This window comes from Pedobacter sp. 10L46_2 (assembly GCF_056395165.1).
In genome coordinates this window covers 1-6008 of record NZ_JBFTIZ010000261.1, presented here as the reverse complement: position 1 = coordinate 6008, position 6008 = coordinate 1, and the positions used below count along the sequence as shown (strand labels likewise).

At 41.0% G+C, this 6008-nt stretch carries 5 protein-coding genes; all 5 read right to left on the bottom strand.

Annotation, left to right across the window (positions count from 1 at the left end):
- Positions 1-78: 78 nt before the first annotated feature.
- Entirely contained in the window at positions 79-1986 is a 1908-nt protein-coding gene (locus AC1DDX_RS21585; protein WP_288879401.1) for an AAA domain-containing protein, read from the bottom strand.
- On the bottom strand, positions 1986-2372 hold the full coding sequence (locus AC1DDX_RS21580; protein ID WP_288879402.1) for a DUF3037 domain-containing protein: 387 nt from the start codon (positions 2370-2372) through the stop codon (positions 1986-1988). The genes AC1DDX_RS21585 and AC1DDX_RS21580 overlap by 1 nt, the downstream gene beginning before the upstream one ends.
- Positions 2350-3147, bottom strand: a complete 798-nt coding sequence (locus AC1DDX_RS21575; RefSeq protein ID WP_288879403.1) for a HipA family kinase — start codon at positions 3145-3147, stop codon at positions 2350-2352. The genes AC1DDX_RS21580 and AC1DDX_RS21575 overlap by 23 nt, the downstream gene beginning before the upstream one ends.
- Positions 3148-3156: 9 nt before the next feature.
- Positions 3157-5391, bottom strand: a complete 2235-nt coding sequence (locus AC1DDX_RS21570) for a beta-N-acetylhexosaminidase (RefSeq protein ID WP_337716313.1) — start codon at positions 5389-5391, stop codon at positions 3157-3159.
- Between the two features lie 272 nt (positions 5392-5663).
- Positions 5664-6008, bottom strand: a 345-nt coding sequence (locus AC1DDX_RS21565; protein WP_477622573.1) for a hypothetical protein, incomplete at its 5' end; no start/stop codon positions are given.

Here is a 6008-nt window from a genome sequence, read left to right as displayed (position 1 = left end):
CATTTTAAGAGTAATGTTTGATTTTAGTGTAAAGAAATGAAATTAATCACAATCCTGCTAATTTCATTGTTTAAGTGATTAAAAACCGACAAACTCCCATGCGCTTATATAGGCGTTACATTGTTCAGCATAGCTGATAAAATCAGAATAAAATACTGATCTGGAGAGTGTAGCACTATCACCAATAACAACCAGTTTCTTTCTGGCCCTTGTCATGGCCACGTTCATTCTTCTGGTATCGGCCAAAAATCCTATTGCACCATCTGTATTGCTTCTGGTTAAGCCAATGTAAACGATGTCTCGCTCCTGCCCCTGGAAACTATCAATGGTATTAATGCTGATTTTGCTCCTGTACACCATTAATTCTTCAGATCCTGTGATCAGGTCATTAAGTATAGCAATCTGTTGTCTATATGGCGATATAATGGCTATTGTAGGAAAGTCGGCAACCGTATAATGGTCGTTTAGTTTGGCAACCAGTTGCGTTAAATGTTTTAATAAAAACACAGCCTCTTCGTGGTTGGTGGTACTGGTTCCTTCCAGTTTCTCGTCAAAGCCACAACCTGCAGTATCTATAAATTCTAGTGGAGGTTCTTCGGCAAACAGCAGCCTGTTGGCCACGTTGGGATGTGCGGTTAATTTATTTTTATAGAATACTGAAGATGGATAGCCCATGATTTGTGTATTCATTCTGTACTGCTCCTCTAACAAAACAACAGCTTCGGGATGCATTACCGTGCATTTTTCCATTAGGGTATTGCTTAGGCCGTCTTTTGCCGCCTGTGTAGACTTAATCGTTGGTGGCAGCTGACAATGATCGCCGGCCAGCACTACCTTTTCTGCCTTTAATATTGGCACCCAGCAGGCAGGTTCCAAAGCTTGTCCGGCTTCATCAATCACAACGGTTTTATACTTAACGTCTCTAACGGTATAATGGTTGGCGCCAATTAAGGTAGCAGTAATGACCTGGGCTTTTGCCACAACATCATCAATAATATATTGCTCTGCATTGTTCACCTCTTTCATTATTTTGTGCGCCTCATTAAACAGTGCTTTGCGTTGTTGCTGCTCTGCACGACCAAAATTGCGCTTATACTTATGAGCCATATTCTTGTACTCATTGGCCTGTTTTTTAAGCGATCGCAGGTCTTTAGTGGCACTATGCTCAGCAACTTTACTATCCATAGTTAAGGATGCCAAACGTTCAGAAACCCTTGCCGGATTACCCACACGCAATACATTTAGTCCTTCTTCGGCAAGCTTTTCACTTAACAAGTCTACAGCTGTGTTGCTTGGTGCAACAACCAGTACTTTCTGACCATCTTTAGCAATCAAAGCTTTAATGGCCTGTACAAGTGTGGTTGTTTTACCTGTTCCCGGCGGCCCATGAACTATAGCAAGTTCCTGCGCCTGCAAGATCTTGTTAACTGCTTTTTGCTGAACAGGGTTTAGCTGAGGGATAACGATATTTGTTAAACTGGTATCAAACGTAGGTGCCTTTTGCCCTGTTAATACATCGGTTAATACTGAATCTGCAGCTTTCTCTTTTGGTTTCTGCGCTTGTTTAAGCGCATTCTGCATTTCATTGTAGCTATTGTCGTCAAACAGCAGGTCTATACCCAATTTACCATCGCTGGCCCAATCGGGCAGTTCTTCTGTCAGTAGTGTTATTTTTAGCTTGTTTCCACTCTGGTGGCTAATTGTTCCTTCAAACCTGTCATTTTCAGGGTCGTGATTAGAGAACAAAACTGCCGACGCACCAAACCTAAGCTGGTGCGAAATATCATGATGGGTAGTACGTTCCACCTCAACAGTAAGGTAATCGCCCCTACCCGTTTCGGAACCACGAATAGCAATGGGATACCATGTTAATCCATTTTCACGACGATCAGCTACTGAAGCCGATGCGGTCAATCGCAGGTAAGAATCAAGATCTTCCTGCCGCTCAATTTTAAGTAAATCGAGGAGCTTTTTAAAATACTCCATTATAAAAGCACAAGCTGTTGGTGTAGCTTATCAAGCGTTTCCATTGCATCCTTACAAAATCCGGGATGTACTTTTGATGCCTGCACAACGGTACTTCGTGTAGCAGTAAGCCATCTAAAGCGCGAGGCGGCATCCAATTTACCAATTGGACCACTATCCTTTTCTCCAGCACAAATGCGCTCAAAAGCTATAAGATTCGCTTTTAGCACATCGCAATCCAGGTCTGCCTTAAATACTTCGAGTCTGCTTTCATCTAAAGAAATCAGCGCCTTTAAAAACTTTTGTTTTGCACAATACAATACCACACCCACATTAATGAATTCTTCGCGTTCAACCCTTGGAACCACACGAATAACGGCGTACTCAAATAAGTGACTCTCTTGCATTTTGTGCTTCTTTTACAAAAACCTCTGAATTAGCAACCCTTGAAATCAAGAATTGACTATAAACCTGCCTGCGTTCTTCTGTAGTTTCCTGACCAGATTCATCTTTAAGCCAGTCTTCTGGAATTAATGATACAATTGACCTGATCAGTTCGTTCGTCAGGATTGCCTTAAACGCTGCATCAACTTCCTCTAGCTCACTTGCCTGTGGCAATAATACATGATCCTTAACCAGTGCAAACGGTCTTACAGCCTGTTCCTCCGAGTTTTGCATTGAATGATGGAAGTATAAAGATGCGCCATGGTCTATCAGCCACAACTCTTTATGCCAGATGAGCATATTGGTGTTGCGCGCAGTACGATCCATATTGGTTAATAAACAATCTAACCATACAATTTGTGACGCTAACTTAGCATCAACAGTAGTAACCGTTGGATCGAACGTTATGGCTCCGGAAAGATAATGCAAAGCTAAATTTAAGCCGATACTGGCTTTAAGCAGGTCCTGGATCTCTTCATCGGGTTCGGTACGACCAAAGGCCTCGTCTAAATTGGCAAAAACTATTTCGGGCACTTTAAATCCAAGTGCCCTGGCAATTTCGCCTCCAATAATTTCTGCAATAAGGGCTTTTACACCCTGTCCGGCGCCCCGAAACTTCAATACATATAGAAACTCGTCGTCGGCCTCTGCAATGGCAGGCATGGAGCCTCCTTCGCGCAAAGGCGTTACATATCGAATTACATTAACAGTCCTCAATTGAGGATGGATTTTATTCATGCCACGAAATTACTGTTTTTTAATAAAAACAGCACCATTCGAATCATTGTCAACATCGCCTCTTACCACAGCTTTTATTGTAAAGGCTGCTCCTGTTTCGTAAGCATCAACTTTAAATTTGTATTGATTATTTTCCTGACTGGATCCTGTGTAGCCATCATGAACATCCTCCGCGATCTTAACACCGTTTTTATAAAGCTCAACAGATTTGATCTCTAAACGCGAATGACCTTCTGTATACCAGAATGAAAGTACATATTCGCCGTTTTCATTGATCTTTCCCGTTGCATTGATTTCAAACGTTCCAAAGTCTTTTCCTTTTACTGATGATGGTTTCCACTCGGCAACCAATTGACCATACTTTTTAAACTTGTCGTATTTCTCAGGAAAATAAAGCGGAAGCGAGTACTGATTGCGGTTTACCACAGTAATTGCACTAAAATCTGATAGTTTAGGTACTGTTACCGCTTGTGTATAAACCGGAGAATATACGTTTGCACGGGTTCCATCAGTAGTATATCTGATTTCAGCGCCTTGAACATCACTTTCCAGCTTTATGGTAAAACCGTTTGCACCTTTTTCATTGCCGGTCAATTTAGGCAGAGGCACACGATAGCCATAACCTGCGTTGTCGTAACGTTTATAATGAGTTCTTATTCTTTTTTCGAAATCAGGCCATGCTTGTTTTTCATGTGGTGTCCAGCAAACTTCGGCTAAGGCCGACATCCTTGGGAAGGTTAAGTATTCAAAATATTTTTCTGAACGATCTTCGTTTATCGCAGCAATTTCCTGAAGTACAGTACCGTGAATAAACTGGTCTGACCATAATGTAGCCTCTGCGCCTAATATCTGCGGACGGTATTTTGGATCTAAACCTTCAAGCATTGGGTTTAACTGGTAAGCTTTTTCTAAGGAGATTGGCTGCAACCATGTTGCCGCTTTTACCTCGCCCGGGATATTGCTTTCTGCAACGTCAAAATAACAATATCCGGTTAATGCCATTACTGAATAATGACCAGCTTCTGAGGCTTTAAAGGCTTTTTTCTGATCGTGCCAGATCATACCAACCGCTTTATCTTTTAAACCATCTTCAATGATCTCGTCCCAGCCAACAATGGTTTTGCCATATCCTTTTACCATTTTCTGAATGCGCTGATTAAAATAAACCTGCATTTCTTTTTCTGTTTGAACACCAAGCTCTTTCTTTCTTTTTTGGCAATGCGGGCAGGTTTTCCAACGGTCATATTGAGCTTCATCGCCACCTATGTGAATGTATTTAGAAGGAAACAACGCAAAGGTTTCTTTAAACACATCGGCCAGAAAATCAAAAGTTGATTCTTTACCAACGCAGTAAATCTCTTTGCTTATAGAATGTTGGGTTTGAACGGTGTATTGTTCACCAGTACAGCACAAATCCGGATAAGCTGCTATCGATGCTAAGGCATGGGCCGGTACTTCGATCTCCGGAATAACATCTACGTTTCTGGCCGTAGCATAGGCTACTATTTCTTTAATATCTTCCTGGGTATAGTAGCCGCCGGTACGTTCTGCACCCTCGCCTCGCCACGCACCTACAGAAGTAAGTTTTGGATATTTTTTAATTTCAAGGCGCCATCCGGCATCGTCGGTAAGGTGGAAATGCAACACGTTCATTTTGTACATTGCCATCATGTCGATAAGCTTAAGCACATAATGTTTTCCGAAGAAATAACGGGCAACATCAAGCATCATCCCCCTCCACTCGTAAGATGGGGCATCGGCAATCTCTGCTCCTTTAATTTTCCAAACTGTTTTTCTTTGAAGCTGTTTGTTATAAATCTCTGCAGGCAGCATTTGTAACAGCGTTTGGGTACCATAAAAAACACCAGCCGGACTATTACCTTCAATTGTTATTACATCATTTTTAACGCTTAGCTTATAGCTTTCTTTATTTAGCGCGTCGGTTTTGGCTAGTGGAGCACCTCCTTTGCCAATCTTTAGCACAATTATGTTTTTTGCAGCTTTTTGCTGATCTGAAATCTGGAAATCAAACCCTGTTGCAGGAGACAGTGCTGCATAAAGCCGTTCTGCCTGTTGTTTTAAGCCTTTCTCGTAATATATTTTTGTTTGACCGTTAAGTGTAAATGAGGCTCCGTTTTCTTTGATACTTGATGGAAGAGGGATAATATTGAACTGAGCATACATTGATAATGAACTGATTAGCAGTACGCCGAGCATCACCCATCTGGTTAGTCTGGTCTTCATAGTATATTTAGTTTAAGGTGTGTGTTTAGGTTCAGGAACTGGCTTGATATTGAAAGCGATTACTCCGTTAACACAATGTTAATCAATTATTTTAAGAGAAAATAATGAGGATTTTGGCGAAAAGGCAAACAAACGTTTGCATGAGTTAATGCAACCGTTTGCGTAAAAAACAAATAAAAAAAGAGGATATAAAAGTATCCTCTTTTTTGAACTTTTGTCATCCTGAATTTATCTCAGGATGACGATTGTCTTATGATTTAATGCTATAAATGCTATTTACAATCTTTAAAAGTGGCAAACTGCGCCCTCAAAGTAGAAATGTATGGTTTAACTTCATTTGGTTCCTTTCCATATTCAAAAGTAACCTTATGCTTTTTATCTCCATATTCTATCTGAATCCATTCAGCACCACCATCGGCACAGTCCGGACAACCATAAGACTCTTTTAACTGATTAAAAACATTCAGGTCAATACTATCGGCAAGTTTAGACCAATCCGTTTCTGCCATTTCTGCGGTACATACTTTTGGAGCTGCATTCGGTTTGTTCTCGTATTTCTTTAATTCAATTTTTGCCTTGGAAATAAAGAGCTGGCTATTACAATAACCCACACTCAT